Source organism: Lipingzhangella halophila (assembly GCF_014203805.1).
In the GTDB taxonomy this organism is placed as follows: domain Bacteria; phylum Actinomycetota; class Actinomycetes; order Streptosporangiales; family Streptosporangiaceae; genus Lipingzhangella; species Lipingzhangella halophila.
Map to the genome: position 1 here is coordinate 817,214 of NZ_JACHJT010000002.1, position 17,817 is coordinate 835,030.

Consider the following 17,817-nt stretch of genomic DNA (forward strand, 5'->3'; position numbering starts at 1 on the left):
GTGAGGTACGCCGGGACAGAGACGGGCACGAAAGCGAGACTGCAGTGGCGAGCGCGGAGAAGGTTGGCCCAAAAGCCCTGGTCAAAGGCGTGCAGGTGCTGAAACTGCTGGCCGATCACCCGCCGGGACTGAACCTGGCGACGCTGGCCGAGAGCACGGACATGCCCAAGCCGACTGTGCACAGGCTTGTCGCGGCACTGGCCGAGGCCGGGCTGGTGCGCTTCGACGCGCCCGCCGGCCGCTACCGCATAGCGCACGGGGTGCTCCCGCTGGCCAGCGCCTTCCTGGAGGGCGTCGACATCCGCGAAGTGTGTCTGCCGGTACTCAGGGAGCTCGCCGCTGAGTGTGGGGAGACCTGCCACCTAGGGGTGCGCGACGGGTTGCAGATTGTCTACATCGACAAGTGCGAGGCGCGCTGGCCGGTGCGGATGTACTCCCGCATCGGGACCACCAATGCCCTGTACTGCACAGGGCTCGGCAAGGCGGTGCTGGCCTGGTCCGGTGACGCTGTGCTGGAGGAGGTCGTGGCGTCGGGCCCGGAGCGGAAAACGGCCGCGACCATCATCGGCGCCGACGAGCTGCGCGCCGAGATGAGGCGGGTCCGGGAACGCGGCTGGGCGGTCGACGACGTCGAGAACGAGCTGGGCATCCGCTGCGTGGGCGCCCCGGTGTTCGACTGGGAGATGCAGGTGGTGGGGGCGATGAGCATCGCGGGCCCGGAGATCCGGATGACGGACGACGCGCTGGACCGCTTCGGACCGATGGTCCGCGACGCGGGCCGACGCGCCTCGGAGGAACTGGGTGCGCGGATGTAGTCACGCCCCGAAGAGGGGGTGACCGGCGCGCTCCCCCGCCGTGTCGGCGATCGGCATTGGGGCGTTAGTCTGGATGCGCTGGTGGTTCGTTCGCTTGCGTGTCGTTGGTCTGACCAGGGGCTGTGGCGGACGAGGCAAGAGGGAACCCGGTGTGAGTCCGGGACTGCCCCGCAGCGGTGAGTGGGAACGAACCCCGTCGCCAGTCCTCGCGGACTGGCACAGCACTGGACCGGTGGTGTCCGGGAAGCGACGGATAGTAGGAGTGCCCGGCTGTTGGCTGGGAGGTGCCCGCGAGTCCGAAGACCTGCCACTGGCACGTGCACCAGCCGGTGTGCGTAGGTCCGAGGTCTCGCGGGAGGACCTGGCGGACGGCGAGCCCTGGCGGCTACCGCTTCGGGGCCTGCTGGCTCGTGCGCCCTCCGTGTGGACCTCGGCGTCCGTTTTGTCGAGCCTCGCGGAGGAGAGGTCATTGACCAGCACGATCGGATCGACGGTACTGGGCTATCCGCGGATCGGCCCGAACCGGGAGCTCAAGCGCGCCCTGGAAGCTTATTGGGCGTCGCGCAGCAGCGAGGCGGAGCTGCGTGAAGTGGCGCGCCAGTTGCGGGCCGACACTTGGCGCGCACTCGACGGTGCCGGCCTGGACTCGGTTCCGGGGAACACGTTCTCGTTCTATGACCAGGTTCTGGACACGGCGGTCACGTTCGGCGCGGTCCCGCCGCGCTACGTGGACCTGGGACTGAACTCGTTGGACACCTATTTCGCTATGGCGCGGGGTGTGGAGTCCGCGCCGCCGCTGGAGATGACGAAGTGGTTCGACACCAACTACCACTACCTGGTGCCGGAGATCGGTCCGGGCACGCGGTTCTCGCTGGCTGACCGGACCCCTGTTGAGCAGTACCGGGAGGCTCGGGAACTGGGGGTGTCCACCCGCCCTGTGGTGGTGGGGCCGCTGACGTTCCTGCTGTTGTCGAAACCCGACGCGGATGCCCCCGCGTCGTTCCAGCCGCTGGACACGCTCGACGAGCTGCTGGACGCATACGCGGAGCTGCTGCGTGAGCTGCGACGCGCCGGTGCGCAGTGGGTCCAGCTCGATGAACCGGCCTTCGCCGCCGACCGCTCACCGGCGGAACTGGAGGCGCTGCGCAGTACCTATCGCAGGCTCGGTGACCTCGATGAGCGCCCGAACCTGCTCGTGGCCGGATACTTCGGTGACCTCGGCGAGGCACTCGGTGTCCTCGCATCGTCGCCGGTCGAGGCGCTGGCGGTGGATCTCGTCGCCGGGCACTCGGCGGTGGACACGCTGCCGGCGCTGCGTGGCCTGCGGGACAAGACGCTGGTGGCCGGGGTGGTTGACGGCCGCAACGTCTGGCGCACCGATCTCGACGCGGCGCTGTCCACGGCCGCGACCCTGCTGGGCTCGGCCGGCGAGGTGGCCGTGAGCACGTCGTGCTCCCTACTGCACGTGCCCTACGACGTCGAGGCCGAGACCCGGGTCGATCCGCAGGTCAAATCGTGGCTGGCCTTCGCCGAACAGAAGGTCGGCGAGGTGGTCACGCTGGGGCGTGCGCTGCGCGACGGACGTGACGCGGTCGCCGATGAGCTGGCCGCGGCGCGGGCCGCGGTCACCAACCGGGCGCACGCGGATCGGGTGCGCAACCACCGGGTGCGAGCGCGGCTGGACGGGCTGCGGCCCGAGCATGCGCGCCGCCCGGATTACGGGAAACGGCGCGCGGCCCAGGCGAAGACACTACGGTTGCCGCCCTTGCCGACAACCACCATCGGGTCGTTTCCCCAGACGGGCGATGTCCGCAGAGCCCGTGCCGCGCTGCGCGCTGGCAGCATCGACGAGGCCGCGTACAACCAGCGGATGCGCGAGGAGATCGCGCGGGTGATCCGGCTCCAGGAGCAGCTCGGGCTGGACGTCCTGGTGCACGGCGAGCCCGAGCGCAACGACATGGTGCAGTACTTCGCCGAGCACATGGAGGGCTTCGTCGCCACCGACAACGGCTGGGTGCAGTCGTATGGGTCGCGGTGCGTGCGTCCGCCGATCCTGTTCGGCGACGTCTGGCGGCCCGAGGCGATCACCAGCGGGTGGGCCGCCTATGCCCAGCACCTCACCGATAAGCCGGTCAAGGGCATGCTCACCGGGCCGGTGACCATCCTGGCGTGGTCGTTCGTGCGCGACGACCAGCCGTTGGCGGTTACGGCCAAGCAGGTCGCGCTGGCCATCCGCGATGAGGCGCATGATCTGGAGGCCGCCGGGATCCGCATGGTCCAAGTCGACGAGCCGGCGCTGCGGGAGCTGCTCCCACTGCGAGCAGTGCAGCACAAGCGGTACCTCGACTGGGCGGTGGAGGCGTTCCGGTTGGCCACCTCCGGGATCGCTGATTCGACCCAGGTCCATACGCACCTGTGCTACTCGGAGTTCGGTGACGTGATCAATGCGATCGTCGCGCTCGATGCCGACGTCACCAGCATCGAGGCGGCCCGGTCCCGCATGGAGGTGCTCGATGACCTCAACGCGGTCGGCTTCGCCCGCGGAGTCGGACCAGGCGTCTACGACATCCACTCGCCACGGGTCCCCGAGCCCCAAGAGGTCGCCGACCTTCTGCGCGCCGCACTGGAGGCTGTTCCCGCCGAACGGCTGTGGGTCAACCCCGACTGCGGGCTGAAAACACGCGGTTACGCCGAGATCGAAGCCGCGCTGACGAACATGGTCGCCGCGGCGGAGACGGTCCGTCCCATGGCGCGGTAACCACAGGGCCGCGGGCGGTACCCTCTGTCCCGTGCGTCCCACACCATCCGCGGCCCATGGCCCCCGTCCGGGCTTGTCGTCCGGGCGGGGGCGGTCCAGGCCCGGACGCCGCACGCACGAATCACGCGGCCCCTGCGCACTCAATGCTCCGGCTTCCCCCAATGCGCCACCTGGTTCGCTGCCCGAGGCATCACCCTCGAGCCAGCCGCTGGCGAACCGGCCAGGAAGTGGACTTCCCCACCCCGGGACCTGGCCTCCCTTCGCGTATACGGGCGGAGAGGTTGAACGCGTGCCGCGGTGGCGAGTGCTGCGGCCGTATAGGTGCGCCGGGTTGGGGCGGGTACTTCCCTTCACCGGGCAGGCGCTGCGGAGCGTTCTCGCGGGGGAACCGTGTCACCAGAACACAGAGGAGTCACCGGGGGTCGGATGAGGCCTGTCGTCGGGAGAGGACCAGCCTGCGTCGCTCCCGGTCGATTTCGGTGACGACGACCGCGACCTCGTCGCCGACCTGGACGACATCCGACGGAGCTTCCACGGGCGTCCATGTGAGCTCTTGCAGGCGGACCAGCCCTACGATTCCATCGGCGACCTGAACGAAGATGCCGAACGGGGCCAGCTTGGTGACCTGTCCATGTAGTTTTCGCCCCACCGCATTGCGGTCGGCGAACGCGTGGAAGGGATCGGGCCGCATCACTCGTAAGGACAGTTTGGCCTCCAGGTTCCAAGTGTCGAACTGGAGGAACTCGCATGAGACGCGCTGTCCTGTCTGAACGACATCGGAAGCCGTTTCGATGTGCCGCCAGGACAGTTCGGAGATCGTGATGACCCCGACGCCGGGGAAGACCGGGTGGTCGGGGCTGTCGTCCAGCGCCACGAACACGCCGAACGGTTCGATCGCTGTGACGGTGCCGGAAAGGATCTCTCCGCGGTGCAGTGATTCCAGGAACGCCTAGAGCTCTGGGTTTTCAGATGGCCAGCCCATGCAGCCCAGCCTTTCATGATGAGCTGTGCTCTGGCCGGGAAGCCTCGTAGGGGAACGCCTCCGCCCCCTGGATTCTCGGTGAGGAGAAGCCGGGATCTCGCCCGCCTTCCTGCGCCCCACTCGCTGGGCGTCACGTGGCGCGATCCCCACCCTGGTTGGTGTCCGGGGAGTCGGTAGCCGGCTCGTCGTGCGTGAAGTACCCGGGGTCACTGGCTGGGAGCTGCCTCGAAGAGGCTGAACTCGACGCCCTGGTCGTCGGCGCAGTTGGCGAACGCTCCGGCCGGGATGGTGACCGGCTCGGCCGCGGTGCCGCCGAGCTCTCGCACACGCGCGGTCGCGGCCGCGATGTCGTCGACGCCGAAGTAGACCCGCGGATGCTGCCCTGAGTCTCCGTGCGGCGTACCACCCATGGGGCTGGGGCCGTGGATCATCGAGTATCCGGGGAAGTTGCTTTCGGTGAACGTCCAGCCGAACAGCGTTCCCCAGAATTCCCGGGTCGCCTCGACGTTGTTGCCGGGCACCTCGAAGTAGACGATCTCGCCACTCATGTTCCTGCCTCCTCGTACGGATGGGGCTTGCTCGGATCGGTCCGCGGCGCCTCGCCGAGGCGCGCAGTCATGTGTCAAAGTCCTGACATCAAGGACTGTATGTAAGAATGCTGACATGAGTCAAGACGAGTCGGTTGGGCCGTTGGAAGAATCACCGGGCTACGTCCTCAAGCAGGCCCATGCGGCGCTGCGCACGGCGATGGAGGAGGCGCTGCGTCCCCTCGGGCTGACCGTGGCGCAGTACGCCTGCCTGGAGCTGCTCGGTCAGCGTCCGGGACTGTCCAGCTCCGAGCTCGCCCGTGGCGCGTTCGTGACCCGCCAGTCCATGCACGTGGTGCTGCGCGGGTTGCAGGACCGAGGCATGCTCACCCGACCCGACCAGGCCGAATACGGCCGGGCGCTGCCCACCCAGCTCACTCCCGCCGGGCAAGAGGAGCTGCGCGCCGCCAGCGCCGCCGTCCGGGCCGTCGAACAGCAGATGTTCTCGCCACTGTCCGCGGCTGACCAGCGCCGACTACGCGACGACCTTGCCGCCTGCGCCGCCGCGGCCGCGTCCCCCACCCAGACTCCTGAGAGCTAACCACCGGCGGCGGGGCGAGAGTCAAGGCTCCAGACCAGTGAGGTCGAGGTCGGCCAAACGGTCGGGGTCGGAGAGGATGTCGATCGCGACGACCTTTTCATTGGCGATGGTGAAGTTCATGATCGAGTTGAGTTCGCCGTCGACGGTGGTCAGCAGCCCGGACGTTCCGTTGACCAGTACAGGGCGAGCGACGGAGATAGTGGCCATGCGCTGGAAGGTGGCGAACTGACCGGCCACGGCTTCGGCGCCGCGCAGGACCTTCATGCCGCCGGGGAACGCGCTTCCGCTGTCGGCGCGCAGCACGATGTCGGGATCGAGAATGACCAGCAGCCGGTCGAAGTCTCCGCCGCGCGCGGCGGTCAGGAACGCGTCGACAACGCGACGTTGAGCGACCGGGTCGGGATCGGGGACGGGTGGCTGGCCTCGAACCCGCCGGCGGGCGCGGCTGGCGAGTTTCCTGGCCGTGCTCGGTGTGCGGTCCACGATCGGGGCGATCTGCTCGAACGGCATACCGAACATGTCGTGGAGGACGAATGCCAACCGTTCGGCCGGGTCCAGCGATTCCAGCACCACCAGCAGCGCCAGCCCCACCGAGTCGGCGACCAGCGCCTGGTGTTCGGGACAGGCGCCGTTCTCCTCGCTGACGACCGGGTCCGGCAGGCGGGACTCCAGTGGCTCCTCGCGCCGCAGCCGGCGTGAGCGCAGTACGTCCAGGCAGACCCGGCCGACGACGGTAGTCAACCAGCCGCCGAGGTTGTCGATCTTGTCGGCCTCGGAGCGGGTGAGCCTCAGCCATGCCTCCTGGACGGCGTCGTCGGATTCGGCCAGGGAGCCGAGCATCCGGTAGGCCACCGCCTTCAGGTGCGCGCGGTGTTCCTCGAACCGCTCGGCAAGGAAGTCGAGTTCGTTCATGATCGCCCCTTGGTGTCGATGCTCGCGGCCATGACGGACGGAAAGCCCGCGATGTGACACAGAGAGCCGGTCACACTTCCCGCAGCCCGTCCGTCATGCCTCCGAACACATCGACGATCGGAGCAGCAAGCGATGAGCAAGATCGACGTGCACGGGATGGTGGCCGACGGTTTCGAAGCGGTGCGCGACGAGTTCGCCGCCGTGGTGGCCGAGGAGGACGGCGAGTCCGGCGCCCAGCTCGCAACCTATGTCCACGGCCGGAAAGTGGTCGACCTGTGGGCCGGGGACGAGGTGAGCGCCGACACTCTGACCGGCGTCTACTCCTCGACGAAGGGTGCGGCGGCCTTGGTGGCGGCGCTGCTGGTGCAGGACGGCGTACTGGCGCTGGACCAGGCCGTCGCACACTCCTGGCCGGAGTTCGCCGCCGCGGGCAAGGACCGGATCACACTGCGGGACGTGCTCACCCACCGTTCCGGTGTGATCGGCGTGGAGGGCGGGCTCACCGCCGACGAACTCGCCGACGACCAGGTGATCGCGGCGCGGCTGTCCGGGCAGCGGCCCTTCTGGCGGCCGGGCTCGGCTTACGGCTATGGCGGGTTCGTGGCGTTCGCGATCGTGGGCGAGGTGGTCCGCAGGGCCACCGGCCGCTCCCTCCAGGACATCTTCGAGGAGCGGGTGCGGGAGCCCTACGCGCTTGACCTGTATCTCGGTTTACCGGAAGCGCTGGAGGGCCGGTATCGGGACGTGCTGCCCGGGCTGGCCGACGCGGACGAGCTCGCCGCCTTCTGGGCGAGCGTCCCGGGACCGCACAGCCTGCTCGGGGTCGCCTATGGCCTCAACTCCACCCCGCCGCTGGATCAGGTCGCCTTCGCCAACACCCGGCGGGTGCGCGCGCTGGGCCAGGCATCCGCCGGCGGCGTGGGCAACGCCCGAGGACTGGCCGGGATGTACGCGGCCGCGGTCTTCGGGGTGGACGGCCGGGCCCCACTGCTCAAGCCCGACACTCTCGGCGAGTTCGCCCAGCTCCACTCCGCCGGCGCGGACCTGATCCGGGGCGGCCAGGGCAGCTACACCCTCGGATTCGAGGCCAAGGGCCTGCGCTACCCGTTCCTGAGCGCGAACGCGTTCGGCCACAACGGCTCGGCCGGCTCGGAATCCTTCGCCGATCCCGTCAGCGGCATCGCCTTCGGCTACACCCGCCGCCGCTTCTCCTTCAACTGGTCCTACCCCGAGCACGACCGGCTGGCCGCCGCGGTCCACCACGCGGCCACGCCGTCCTGAGGAACTCAGATGTCTGCGCACATCCAAACCCGCCCCGACGGCAAGAGCGGTCTGGCGCTGCTGGTGATCGCCGCCGCCCAACTGCTGATCGTGATGGACGGCACCATCGTGACCGTCGGCCTGCCCGTCATCGGCACCGGGCTGAACATCGCCGAGACCGATCTGGACTGGGTCCTGACCTCCTATGCGCTGGCATTCGGCGGAATGCTGCTGGCCGGAGGACGCGCTGGTGACCTGTTCGGCCGCCGCAGACTGTTCCGGGGCGGGCTGGTGGTGGTCCTGCTCGCCTCACTGCTGGGTGGTGTGGCACAGGACGGCGGCACACTGATCGCCGCGCGCGTGCTGCAGGGTGTGGGCGGCGCGATCATCGCCCCGGCCGCGTTGTCCCTACTCGCCGACACCTTCCCCGCCGGACCGCAGCGCAACAAGGCGCTGGGCGTGTACGGGGCCATGGGCGGCCTCGGCTCAGTGGTCGGCCTGCTGCTCGGCGGCGCGCTCACCGAGTACCTGGGCTGGCGGTGGATCATGTTCATCAACATCCCCTTCGCCCTCCTGGTGCTCGCCGGCACGCTCGCGGTGGTCCCCGGCACCCGCCAGCGCGGCGGGATCGACCTGCCCGGCGCGATCACCGTGACCCTCGCGCTCGGCTCGCTGGTCTATGCGATCGACCGAGCCGGATCCGACGGCCTGACCGATGGGCTCACCTTGACCTTCGGCGCGATCGCCCTCGGGCTGGGAACCGCGTTCGCCGCCATCCAGCGCGGCGTCCGCGACCCGATGCTCCCGGCCGCCGTGCTGGCTGACCGCGGCAGGCTCGGCGCCAACCTGGTCATGCTGCTCATGGGCGCGGGCCAGCTGGCTACCTTCTACTTCCTCACTCTCTACATGCAGTCGATCAAGCACTACTCGCCCATGATCACAGGACTGGCCTACCTGCCGTTCGCGATCGGCATCGGCATCGGCGCCAGCGTGGTCGGCCCCCAACTGCAGGCCCGCACGTCCGCGCGGAACGTTCTGGCGATCGGCATGGCGGTGGCCGCTGTCGCGATGGGCTGGTTCAGCCTGCTCACCCCGGACCAGAACGTCCTGGTCACCCTGCTGCCAGCCCAGATGGTCGGAGGCATCGGCCTGGGCATCGGCTTCGTCGCGGCCACAATCAGCGGTGTGCAGGGCGTCGCCCCCGAAGACTCGGGCATCGCCTCCGGACTCATCAACACCAGCCAGCAGATCGGCGGAGCCCTGGGCCTGGCGACTCTGGCCAGCATCGCCGTCACCGCCGCCGAGAACCAGCCCGCCGGAACGGCGCTACCGGAGGCGCTCACCAACGGCTACACGACCGGCCTGCTCGGCGCGGGCGCGTTCTACCTGGCCGCCATCCTCGTCACCGTGCTCCTGCTACGTCCACGCCCGACGAGCCAGAGCAGTGAGCTGAAGCGGCCAACCGCTGCCGAAGCGGCCCAAAGGGCCGACTCGTGACCAAACCAGTGCGGCACGGCAACGGAAAAGCCGTCGTCACCCGCAGCTCACGGACCAACCTCGGTCACCGGTCACATCCACCCCGCGCGGCTCGTCATAACAGCGGCACAACGCCAAACCAAGCGAGAAGGGAGATCCCGTCATGACCACGATCCCCGAGCACGGCAACCTCCAGTCGCGGCTGCCCAACCCCGCCACGCTCGTCCCGGAGCTGGGGGAGATCGGAGCAGCCCTGTCCAAAGCCACCGGGAACGGCTCGATCCCGCAGACCACCATCAGCTTGGTACAGCTGCGCGTCGGACAGATCGTCGCCAGCACTTACCTGACCGTCCTGCACACTGGCAACCTTCGCAAGGCCGAAGAGTCCGAGGAGCGCATCACCGCCGTGGCGTCCTGGCAGGAGGCGCCCTACTTCAGCGGCGCCGAACGTGCCGCACTGGCTCTGGGGGAGGCCGTCCTCACCCCGAACCCGCGGGGCGAGCGCGTCTCCGACGACCTGTACGCCGAGGCGTCCAAGCACTACGACGAAACGGCGCTCACCACGCTCACCATGGCGATCGGCCAGGTCTGCTTCTTCCTCCCCCTCGCTCTCATCGGCAAGCCGCTCCCCGGTGCGGCACCCGCGGAGCAGTGGCGGCAGTAGTGCCCTACGTGCCCGGGGTGGGGCGCGGCTTCCGCGCCCCACCCCGGGCACACCCGATTTCAGTGGCGGAGGTGTACGCCCCCGTCCTCGGTCAGGGCACAGTGGCCACAATGAGCAGCATCAAGTAGGTGATGATGAACGTCACCACCCCGAGCACGAGACCGGTGGCAGCCGCCGCGACCCCGCGGAAACCCCGGCGGTGGGTGATGCGGAGGCCCGCGAGCCCGGTGATGATCGCCGCGGCCGGCAGCAGGCCGAGTACACCGAACAGTATGATCCCGGGCACGCTGAGAACGCCGAGGATGAGGGACCACACCGCGGTCGCACTCAACGGAGGCCGGGTATCGTGCTGGTGCGGGTGGACCATCGGGGACTCCAGGTGGGGATGGCGGCTGGGCGGTGTCGTCAGTATGACTGGGGACGCGGCGCGCACGGTCGTGGAGCACCTTGGGGCGCCCCGCGTCGCACCCGCTCCGCCCCGCCGGCGCGTTCGAGCAGCGCCCCCGACAGCCGATACGTAGCGCTTCCGTGTGAAGGGCGCAGGGCTTGGTCTTCTGGTGCCGGGTCCGCTGGCCGGCGATCCGGGCGAAGTCGCCGGATCGGTAGCAAGCTCCGTTGTCGGTGACGATCCGGTGGATGCGGGTGCTGCCGTGCTCAACGGTGCGTTGGCGTGGCTCATGCGTCCATCGCGTAGGACCGGTCCATCAGCTCGGTCATGGCCCGCTGGAATTCGCGGCGTCTCGTTTCGCTCCAACCTGCGGTCAGCCGGCCGAATACCTCCTCCTGCCAGCGATGAGCCTGGTCCAGCATGGATTGGCCCGCGGGGGTGAGCGACGCTTCGCGCTGTCGGCCATCAGCCGCGGATGCCCCCATGGCCAGGTAGCCGGCCGCTGTAGCGCTCTTGACCAGCCGTGAGGCTCCGCTCTGGTCGATCCCGATCTCGTGCGCGATCGCGTTGACCGTCGCAGAGATCCCGCGCTCCCCGAGGGAATGGACCGCCTCGCTGACCAGCACGAGTCGCCCCTGGTCGGCCCCCGCGTCCCCCGTCGCGGGTCGGCGTGACCAGTGCCGCACGAAGTTGAACAGGACCTGGCCCGGCCCCTGGCCGGTCATTCGGACGCCGCCATCTCGCGGCAGATGTAGGCCAGCTCGAGTGCCGACTTGAGGTCGGACAATCGCAGCGCGGCGGTCACCTTGCCGCCGGAGACGCGGAAGACCGTCGCGACGCGCGTCGGCGCCTTGTTCTCGGGCCAGGTGGCGTCCTCCTCGACCACCATCAGCCGCTCACTGACCGGGTGCCATGACCGCGGGATCAGCTTGATCCCGGAGCGCTCAACCCATTCCGCGAACTGCTCAGGCGTGATCGGGCCAGCGCCCTTCGGCCCCAGGACGACGATCGGATCACCCACCGCTCTCGCGGACCGCCGCAGATCCCCGTCATTCACACTCGCGTGCCACTCCTCCAGCACGGCCAGGGATGGGGGCGGCCCGGGACCGCGATGGGCGGTCGTCCCGGGCCGCGGGCGGTTGCGTGTCTGGCGGGAGCGGCGGCTATGGCGCGTCGGATCCGCCCTCTCCCCCGGGCTCGTTCGAGGAGAGCGCGTGTCCCGTAGTCACGTCGAGGTGGTCGGGTACGTTCTCCTGACGGTCGCCGACCGACAACGTTCCGGTGGGCTCGAACATGAGGATCGTGGCGCCAGTGGGAGCCGAGGGCTTGTGTTCGGTGCCCCGTGGGACGGTGAACACGGAATCGCGCGGAAGCCGCACCGTGCGTTCCCCAGCCGGCTCGCGCAGCGAGATCTCCAACGTTCCGTCGAGTACCAGGAAGAACTCGTCGGTGTCCGCGTGGGCGTGCCAGACGTGCTCGCCTTCGACCTTCGCGACCCGGACGTCGTAGTCGTTGACACGGGCGACGACGTGGGGACTCCACACGGCGTCGAAGGAGGCCAGGGCCTGGCTAAGAGAGATCGGTCGGTTGCTCATAGCGGGATCCTCGCCGTTGTGCCGGGTCCGCGGAAGTGCTAGGAAACGCATATGACGCAAGGATCCTCGCACGCGAACCGGGAGCCGAGGCTGCACCGTGTTGTTGTCATCGTGGACGAGAACTCCAACCCGTTCGAGCTGGGCTGTGCCACGGAGGTGTTCGGGCTGCACCGGCCCGAGATGAGCCGCCAGCTGTATGACTTCCGCCTGTGCGCACCGGAGCCGCGGACCCTGATGCGCGACGGTTTCTTCACGCTCACGGGGGTCGCCGGCCTGGAGGCGGCCGACACCGCCGACACCCTGATCGTGCCCAATCGTCCCGACGTCGCCGTGCCGCGGCGCCCGGCGGTGCTCGACGCGGTGCGGCGGGCCCACGCGCGGGGGGCGCGCCTGGTCGGCCTGTGCAGTGGCGCGTTCACGCTGGCCGAAGCCGGCATCCTGCACGGGAGACGGGCCGCCACACACTGGCAGTGGGCGGACGAGTTCCGCTCGTCCTTCCCCACCGTCCACCTCGAGGAGGACGTGCTGTTCGTGGCCGACGGAGACGTCCTCACCTCTTCGGGCAGCGCGGCCGCGCTGGATCTGGGGCTGTATATCGTCCGCACCGACCACGGTGCGGAGGTCGCCAACACCGTGAGCCGGCGGCTCGTGTTCGCCGCCCACCGGGATGGCGGGCAGCGGCAGTTCATCGAGCGTCCCGTCCCCGACCCGTCGACCGCGTCCCTGTCGCCCGTCCTGGAGTGGGCCCGTGAGCGGTTGGACACACCACTAACGGTGCTCGACCTCGCCGCGCGAGCAGCGGTCAGCCCGGCCACGCTGCACCGGCATTTCCGGGCGCACTTGGGCACGACACCGTTGGCCTGGCTCACCCGAGAACGCGTCGTGCTGGCATGCCGGCTGATCGAGCGTGGCGAGTCGCGCTTCGACGTGGTCGCGCGGCGCAGTGGCTTGGGAACCGCTGCCCACCTGCGTACGCTCATGCGCCGTGCGACCGGCCTCAGCCCTTCGGAGTACCGGCGCCGCTTCGGCCGGGCCGAGATGGCCTGATCATGCCGTAGGGGCCGGGGCGTACCTGGCACGTCCTCTTCCCTGGTGCGCACCGCTTCCGAACAACACGTTCCGACCAGGGAAGACAGGGAGTGCCGCGGGATTTTCCACGGTGCTTCCCGCGGGATTCCCACATCATTCCGCGTTCCCGCTCGTGATGTGCCGACGACCGAAAGGGCCGGCGAGAGAGTTCTGGGCACGGGCTGGTGCCGTCGATGGTCGGAACGCCCGGACACCGGCACTAGGTCACCAGGATGCCGGCTATGGCGGCGCTCATCAGGTTGGCCAGGGTGCCCGCGAGGATCGCGCGCAGCCCGAGCTCGGCGATCTCCGATCGCCTCGAAGGCACCAGGCTTCCGAGCCCGCCGAGCAGAATGCCCAGCGAGCTGAAGTTGGCGAATCCGGTCAGCGCGAACGTCGTAATCGTGATGGTCCGCTGGGAGAACTGCTCGGCCTCCGGCGCGAACGAGGCGAACGCGACGAACTCGTTGAGGATCAGTTTCTGCCCAAGGAAGCCGCCGGCGGCGACGGCTTCCTCCCACGGCACCCCGATAACGAACATGACCGGCGAGAACACGTAGCCGAGGATCTGCTCGAAGGTCAGGTTGGGGGCTCCGAACCATCCCGCGACACCGCCGAGCATCATGTTCAGCAGGGCGATCAGCGAGATGAACGCCAGCAGCATGGCACCGACGTTCACCGCGAGCTTCAGGCCGTCGGAGGCGCCGCGCGCGGCGGCCTCGATTACGTTGCGGGGCCCCTGCTCGCCGACTGCGCTGGAGGAACCGGAGGCGAGTCGGACCCCCATACCGGAGCTGTCCTTCGGTGGTTCGTCGCCGCCTTCCCCGGTCGACTCGCGTGACTCGGGGGGAGGTTCCGCGCTCGCCCGGCCACTATCGTCGTCCGACTTGCCCTCAACAGGCTCCATGACCGGCTCTTCGGTTTCCGGGATGATGATCTTCGCCATCAGCAGGGCGCCCGGGGCTGCCATGAAGCTCGCCGCGATCAGGAACTCCATCCGCGCGCCAAGCTGTGCGTAGCCGACGAGCACCGTCCCGGCGACGGTCGAGAGGCCGCCGACCATAACGGCGAAGAACTCCGAGCGGGTCATCGAGGGCAGGTAGGGGCGTATGACCAGCGGAGCCTCGGTCTGTCCGACGAAGATGTTGGCGGTCGCGTTCAGTGACTCGGACCTGCTCGTGCCGAGGGCCTTCTGCACCCCACCGCCGATGATGCGGACGACCCACTGCAGGATGTGCAGGTAGTACAGGACGGCCGTCACCGAGGCAACAAAGATGATGATCGGCAGGACCTGGAAGGCGAACGCCGCACCGTTGTCCGGCAGGATCGGCCCAAAGAGGAAGTCGATGCCCGCGTTCGACGAGTTGATTACGGCGGTGACAGCGAACGCCGCCCCCTCCAGGGCCTGTTGGCCAACGGGCCAGTAAAGGACCAGGGCGCCAAAGCCGAATTGGAGGGCAAGCGCGGCGATCACGGTGCGTGGCTTAATCGCGCGCCGGTTGGTGGAGAAAACGAATGCGATGGCGAGAAGGACGAGCATCCCGCCCAGGCCCCAGAGAACGCTCATGGTGCTCCATTACCCAGGAACTTTAGCGCTGGTCAAACACTGAAAGCTGCGGAAGCGAAGGTATCGGGGGAGGTCGCGGTTTATTGCTGTGCAGGGCCCCGGGGACCATGTCCCGTATACGGACTGCGGTGCAGGGTACGGGGCTCTTCTGGGCCGGAAGGAACCGGAAGGAAGATGCGTCTGGGAGTTGTGTCGACGGCGGATCGGACGAATCAAAGCACAGTGCAGGCAGCGGCGCGACGTTGTCAATACGCGTCAAATAATTTTTCGGTTAAGTCGCTTAATGTCGCCCGTGGAGAATCGAAATTGCCCCCTACCCTGGGGAGTTCGGGGAATCCTCCCGCGCCGGCTCGTGGCGATTTGTCGACATGACGTCGTGGCGTCGCGAAGCTTTGGATCGACCGCGTGCGGTCGATCAGCTTGGCGCACTGAGGTTGAAGCCGCGTCCGAGTGGACGTCCGCCCCAGCGGTGCGGGCTACGTGTGTGCGGGAGCCTCCGATAGTCCTTGCTCGCTGGCATCCGAGGGCTCGTCTTCGGTAACCACGCACGACCACACACTGGACACGCGCCCTGGACGCCGCCACTCTCCGTGACCTGGATCACAAAGTGCCGAGTTTGTCAGGGCAGGACGACGCGGCTATAGTTGCCCGAGTCGCTCTGCGTGGACAGCAACGTCCAACAGCTTGGAGCGGTTTCCTGAGTCGGACAGCCTCCAGTCGTGGGGTGTGTACGGCTGCTTTCAAGGAGTTATTCGCGTACCTCTGTCAGAGATGCAATCGCGTCCTGCGCAGTGTGCGAGAATGTTTGGAAGCACCGGGTTTAGCCGGATCACCCAATTTGGTGGGGTCCGGGAAAGCCTGGTAATGTAACTTAAGAATTAACGGATTGCCGCTGCTTCTGAAGAGTTGGCTGCCTTGGTTTTTGGGTGGTTGGCTTGTGTGGGGTGGGTGGTTGTTCTTTGAGAACTCAACAGCGCGTGTTTGTTTTTCTTTAGCCATGTTTGTTTTTTGGCCCCTGTGTGATGCCCCCTTGTGTGGGGGTGTTGTGGGGTTCCTTTGGTTGGCCATGGCGCTTCATGCCTGTGTGGTGTGGGTGTTGTGGTTGGTCAGGGTCTGTTTTTTCGTTGAGGTTTGCCCCTGCTGTTGTTGGGTGGGGGTGTGTGGCCTTTGATGGAGAGTTTGATCCTGGCTCAGGACGAACGCTGGCGGCGTGCTTAACACATGCAAGTCGAACGCGCCATCTCTTTTGGGGGTGGTGAGTGGCGAACGGGTGAGTAACACGTGAGTGACCTGCCCCTGACTCTGGGATAAGCCGTGGAAACGCGGTCTAATACCGGATAGGACCTCGTGCCGCATGGTGGGGGGTGGAAAGGTTTTTTCTGGTTGGGGATGGGCTCGCGGCCTATCAGCTTGTTGGTGGGGTGATGGCTCACCAAGGCGATTACGGGTAGCCGGCCTGAGAGGGCGACCGGCCACACTGGGACTGAGACACGGCCCAGACTCCTGCGGGAGGCAGCAGTGGGGAATCTTGCGCAATGGGCGAAAGCCTGACGCAGCGACGCCGCGTGGGGGATGACGGCCTTCGGGTTGTAAACCTCTTTTCCTCTTGGCGAAGGCTTCGGGTGTTCTCGGGGTTGACTGTAGGGGGGGAATAAGGACCGGCTGACTACGTGCCAGCAGCCGCGGTAATACGTAGGGTCCGAGCGTTGTCCGGAATTATTGGGCGTAAAGAGCTCGTAGGCGGCGTGTCGCGTCTGCTGTGAAAGCCCGCGGCTTAACTGTGGGTGTGCAGTGGATACGGGCATGCTTGAGGTAGGTAGGGGAGACTGGAATTCCTGGTGTAGCGGTGAAATGCGCAGATATCAGGAGGAACACCGGTGGCGAAGGCGGGTCTCTGGGCCTTACCTGACGCTGAGGAGCGAAAGCGTGGGTAGCGAACAGGATTAGATACCCTGGTAGTCCATGCTGTAAACGTTGGGCGCTAGGTGTGGGGACTTTCCACGGTTTCCGTGCCGTAGCTAACGCATTAAGCGCCCCGCCTGGGGAGTACGGCCGCAAGGCTAAAACTCAAAGGAATTGACGGGGGCCCGCACAAGCGGCGGAGCATGTTGCTTAATTCGACGCAACGCGAAGAACCTTACCAAGGCTTGACATTGCCTGTGGACCTGCAGAGATGTGGGGTCATTTGGTTGGTGGGTGACAGGTGGTGCATGGCTGTCGTCAGCTCGTGTCGTGAGATGTTGGGTTAAGTCCCGCAACGAGCGCAACCCTTGTCCTGTGTTGCCAGCACGTGATGGTGGGGACTCATGGGAGACTGCCGGGGTCAACTCGGAGGAAGGTGGGGATGACGTCAAGTCATCATGCCCCTTATGTCTTGGGCTGCAAACATGCTACAATGGCCGGTACAGCGGGTGGGCGATGCCGTGAGGTGGAGCGAATCCCGAAAAGCCGGTCTCAGTTCGGATTGGGGTCTGCAACTCGACCCTATGAAGGTGGAGTCGCTAGTAATCGCGGATCAGCAGTGCCGCGGTGAATACGTTCCCGGGCCTTGTACACACCGCCCGTCACGTCATGAAAGTTGGCAACACCCGAAACGTGTGGCCTAACCACTTGGTGGGGGGAGCGCGTGAAGGTGGGGCTGGCGATTGGGACGAAGTCGTAACAAGGTAGCCGTACCGGAAGGTGCGGCTGGATCACCTCCTTTCTAAGGAGCCCGAAGTGGGGGGCATCCGTGTGGGTGCTCCCGGGTGGGCTTGGTGAATGTGGACACTGGTCTGCAGGGTGGTGCTGCCCTTGTGTGGGGTGGTGCTGCGTGTGGGCTGGTGGTGTGGCTGAAGAGGAAACAAACTTCCCCCCTTTCTCTGTGTGGTGGCTGGTAGCTGCTGTGTGGGGGTGGGGGGCGCGCTGTTGGGTGTCTGAGAGAGCAACCCTGGCCGTGTGCGTGTGGGTGCCTGCGTGTGTGGGTGTCTGGACGTGGCGGTGGTGGTGGCTTTTTTGGTGACCACCCTGACGAAGACCCTTTGTGGTGCGACGCGCTCGGGTGAGTGGTGTCTGGGTTGTGTCTGCTTGGTGTGGCTTGTTGGTTGAGCTGGATCGGGTGGGCGTGGCGTGGGCGTGCTTGCTGGTGCGTGGGTGTGCCTGGTGGTCGGGCTTGATTGTCGGTTTCTGGCGTGTGTGTGCTGGAGGGGCTTTCGGGTGTGGCCG

15 protein-coding genes, 1 rRNA gene and 1 riboswitch are annotated in these 17,817 nt (G+C 67.3%); of the genes, 8 read left to right on the forward strand and 8 right to left on the reverse strand.

Translation table 11 applies throughout. From position 1 onward, the window contains the following. The first annotated feature begins 44 nt into the window (after positions 1–44). Both F4561_RS30840 and metE read left to right on the forward strand, forming a co-directional pair. Positions 45–815, forward strand: coding sequence for an IclR family transcriptional regulator (locus F4561_RS30840; RefSeq protein WP_184585202.1), 771 nt, complete (start codon positions 45–47; stop codon positions 813–815). 88 nt (positions 816–903) lie between these two features. After that, positions 904–1,141: riboswitch (cobalamin riboswitch) on the forward strand. Between the two features lie 143 nt (positions 1,142–1,284). Further along, positions 1,285–3,573 (forward strand): 5-methyltetrahydropteroyltriglutamate--homocysteine S-methyltransferase, encoded by a 2,289-nt coding sequence (gene metE, locus F4561_RS30845; protein WP_184585203.1) that lies wholly within the window; start codon positions 1,285–1,287, stop codon positions 3,571–3,573. 412 nt (positions 3,574–3,985) lie between these two features. On the opposite strand, the gene F4561_RS30850 is transcribed toward metE, so the two are convergent. Beyond that, the gene (locus tag F4561_RS30850) at positions 3,986–4,516 is read right to left on the reverse strand and encodes a S1 RNA-binding domain-containing protein (RefSeq protein WP_312885750.1); all 531 of its coding nucleotides are present in this window, start codon (positions 4,514–4,516) and stop codon (positions 3,986–3,988) included. 245 nt (positions 4,517–4,761) lie between these two features. Continuing rightward, positions 4,762–5,103: a VOC family protein gene (locus F4561_RS30855; RefSeq protein WP_184585204.1), complete on the reverse strand. Its 342-nt coding sequence runs from the start codon at positions 5,101–5,103 to the stop codon at positions 4,762–4,764. A 115-nt stretch (positions 5,104–5,218) separates the two neighbouring features. Here F4561_RS30855 and F4561_RS30860 point away from each other — a divergent pair, with 115 nt between their 5' ends. After that, on the forward strand, positions 5,219–5,683 hold the full coding sequence (locus F4561_RS30860) for a MarR family winged helix-turn-helix transcriptional regulator (RefSeq protein ID WP_184585205.1): 465 nt from the start codon (positions 5,219–5,221) through the stop codon (positions 5,681–5,683). A gap of 21 nt (positions 5,684–5,704) precedes the next feature. Here the strand turns inward: F4561_RS30860 and sigJ are convergent, their stop codons facing one another. Next, a complete protein-coding gene (gene sigJ / locus F4561_RS30865) occupies positions 5,705–6,595 on the reverse strand; it encodes an RNA polymerase sigma factor SigJ (RefSeq protein WP_184585206.1) in 891 nt (296 codons plus the stop codon). 132 nt (positions 6,596–6,727) lie between these two features. Here sigJ and F4561_RS30870 point away from each other — a divergent pair, with 132 nt between their 5' ends. From F4561_RS30870 to F4561_RS30880, 3 genes are all read left to right on the forward strand, one after another. Continuing rightward, positions 6,728–7,876: a serine hydrolase domain-containing protein gene (locus F4561_RS30870; protein WP_184585207.1), complete on the forward strand. Its 1,149-nt coding sequence runs from the start codon at positions 6,728–6,730 to the stop codon at positions 7,874–7,876. A gap of 9 nt (positions 7,877–7,885) precedes the next feature. Continuing rightward, on the forward strand, positions 7,886–9,352 hold the full coding sequence (locus F4561_RS30875) for an MFS transporter (protein ID WP_184585208.1): 1,467 nt from the start codon (positions 7,886–7,888) through the stop codon (positions 9,350–9,352). A gap of 142 nt (positions 9,353–9,494) precedes the next feature. Continuing rightward, positions 9,495–9,995 carry a carboxymuconolactone decarboxylase family protein gene (locus F4561_RS30880; protein WP_184585209.1) on the forward strand — a complete coding sequence of 167 codons (501 nt, stop codon included), beginning with the start codon at positions 9,495–9,497 and terminating at the stop codon, positions 9,993–9,995. Positions 9,996–10,086: 91 nt separating this feature from the next. Here F4561_RS30880 and F4561_RS30885 read toward each other — a convergent pair whose 3' ends face one another. The 4 genes from F4561_RS30885 to F4561_RS30900 all read right to left on the reverse strand — a co-directional run bounded on the left by F4561_RS30885 (position 10,087) and on the right by F4561_RS30900 (position 11,978). Continuing rightward, positions 10,087–10,326: a DUF4190 domain-containing protein gene (locus F4561_RS30885; RefSeq protein ID WP_184585210.1), complete on the reverse strand. Its 240-nt coding sequence runs from the start codon at positions 10,324–10,326 to the stop codon at positions 10,087–10,089. A 344-nt stretch (positions 10,327–10,670) separates the two neighbouring features. Beyond that, positions 10,671–11,108, reverse strand: coding sequence for a MarR family winged helix-turn-helix transcriptional regulator (locus F4561_RS30890; RefSeq protein WP_184585211.1), 438 nt, complete (start codon positions 11,106–11,108; stop codon positions 10,671–10,673). Continuing rightward, the gene (locus F4561_RS30895; RefSeq protein ID WP_312885730.1) at positions 11,105–11,440 is read right to left on the reverse strand and encodes a hypothetical protein; all 336 of its coding nucleotides are present in this window, start codon (positions 11,438–11,440) and stop codon (positions 11,105–11,107) included. The genes F4561_RS30890 and F4561_RS30895 overlap by 4 nt, the downstream gene beginning before the upstream one ends. 106 nt (positions 11,441–11,546) lie before the next feature. Further along, entirely contained in the window at positions 11,547–11,978 is a 432-nt protein-coding gene (locus tag F4561_RS30900) for a cupin domain-containing protein (RefSeq protein WP_184585212.1), read from the reverse strand. Positions 11,979–12,029: 51 nt separating this feature from the next. Here F4561_RS30900 and F4561_RS30905 point away from each other — a divergent pair, with 51 nt between their 5' ends. Next, on the forward strand, positions 12,030–13,025 hold the full coding sequence (locus tag F4561_RS30905) for a GlxA family transcriptional regulator (RefSeq protein WP_184585213.1): 996 nt from the start codon (positions 12,030–12,032) through the stop codon (positions 13,023–13,025). Positions 13,026–13,266: 241 nt separating this feature from the next. On the opposite strand, the gene F4561_RS30910 is transcribed toward F4561_RS30905, so the two are convergent. Further along, positions 13,267–14,613 carry a NupC/NupG family nucleoside CNT transporter gene (locus tag F4561_RS30910; RefSeq protein WP_184585214.1) on the reverse strand — a complete coding sequence of 449 codons (1,347 nt, stop codon included), beginning with the start codon at positions 14,611–14,613 and terminating at the stop codon, positions 13,267–13,269. Between the two features lie 1,167 nt (positions 14,614–15,780). On the opposite strand from F4561_RS30910, the gene F4561_RS30915 reads away from it, so the two are divergent. After that, positions 15,781–17,317, forward strand: a 16S ribosomal RNA gene (locus tag F4561_RS30915). Positions 17,318–17,817: the final 500 nt, after the last annotated feature.